The organism is Flavobacterium hercynium, from assembly GCF_002217285.1.
In the GTDB taxonomy this organism is placed as follows: Bacteria; Bacteroidota; Bacteroidia; order Flavobacteriales; family Flavobacteriaceae; genus Flavobacterium; species Flavobacterium hercynium.
In genome coordinates, this window is record NZ_MUGW01000091.1 from 1 (window position 1) to 1,388 (window position 1,388).

Sequence of the window (1,388 nt, forward strand, 5' to 3'; positions counted from 1 at the left end):
TGACTAGTCCTAAATAATCGATACAGATTATTAGACAAATATATTTAATTAAACACCTGTAATATTTTTTATTGCAGGTGTTTTTCTTTTATAAGTTCTCATCTTTACTACACTTTGTTGATGCATTTGATTTGGAGTGAGCATATAATTAGAGTAATGTGGTCTTTTGTTATTATAAATATCAATTGCATTTTTCACTAAAACCTTCATTACAGCAAGTTTTAGATTAAACTTATCAATATTAAATTCTTGTTTTAAAATTCCATTTATTCTCTCAGCTACTGCATTCTCATAGGGATCAGAGTTTTGGGTCATACTACATTTTATATTGTTTTTATGTAATAGTTTTTGATATTGATCAGAACAATATTGTATTCCTCTATCTGAATGATGTATTAATGTTTTGCCTTTATCTCTGCGTTTTTTTATTGCATTTTTTAAAGCTGTTAAACTACTATTAGCATTCATATTATCTGCCACATTAAACCCCATTATTCTTTTAGAGTAAGCGTCTGTTATTAAACTTAAATAACATGGATTCTTTCTTTTTCCAATATAGGTTATATCTGATACCCAGACTTGCTCTGGTCTACAGATCTCTAACTCTAATATTTGATTTTGATGTTTTCTAAATCTATGATGAGAGTTTGTTGTTATATGGTAAGAACGTTTTGGTATTATAAATAAATGATTTGCTCTAAGTATATCTATAAATTTATCTCGGCCGATTTTAAGTTGATTCAACTCGGTTTTTAAAAGATAATACAATTTTTTTGCTCCAATTCGAGGCATTGTATTTCTAATTTCCAAAACCATATTAACAACTTTTGAAGCCAAAAGCTTCCTATAGCTACTTTTTTTTACTCGACGATAATAAACCTGTCTGTCAATCCCGAACAAAGTACAGGCAAACATTATTGTTTGTTGTTGTTCTTTTTTAAAATGGTCGATTGTTCGGGTGGTGAGTTTTTTCGAATGTCAATTTGATATTCTTTTTCTGCTATATCAATCATCATATCGAAAATAATAGCTTTTTTATCAGCAACGAAAGCCTGCTGTTCTAAAAATGCTTTTTGTTTTTCCAATAACTTCACTTTGGCTTCAAGTTCCATTATTTTCTGTTCAGGAGATTTTTGCATAATAGAAGGTGTTTGATTGTCCCAATCAAAGTTACCGAATTTTCGAAGCCATTGAACAATTGTTGAACGTGATTGAATAGCATAATCTTTCTTAACTTGAGAAATTGAGGTTTTTCCCTGTTCTATTTCTTGAACAATTTGAAGTTTTAAAGACATACTGTAATCTTTCTGTGTACGCTTAACATAGCGCAATTCTTGATCTTTTTCCATAATGATACTTTTTGTGTATCGCTATTTCAGGACAAGACA

General features: G+C 29.4%; 2 protein-coding genes. Both read right to left on the reverse strand.

Annotation, left to right across the window (positions count from 1 at the left end):
- Window positions 1-48: 48 nt before the first annotated feature.
- Window positions 49-915 (reverse strand): IS3 family transposase, encoded by an 867-nt coding sequence (locus B0A66_RS22530; protein ID WP_208862619.1) that lies wholly within the window; start codon window positions 913-915, stop codon window positions 49-51.
- Window positions 915-1,349, reverse strand: coding sequence for a transposase (locus B0A66_RS23095; RefSeq protein WP_208862620.1), 435 nt, complete (start codon window positions 1,347-1,349; stop codon window positions 915-917). The genes B0A66_RS22530 and B0A66_RS23095 overlap by 1 nt, the downstream gene beginning before the upstream one ends.
- Window positions 1,350-1,388: the final 39 nt, after the last annotated feature.

Excerpts from the sequence above, each read along its gene's own strand:
- B0A66_RS23095 (WP_208862620.1), bottom strand. The coding sequence starts at position 1,349 with ATGGAAAAAGATCAAGAATTGCGCTATGTTAAGCGTACACAGAAAGAT.
- B0A66_RS22530 (WP_208862619.1), bottom strand. The coding sequence starts at position 915 with ATGTTTGCCTGTACTTTGTTCGGGATTGACAGACAGGTTTATTATCGT.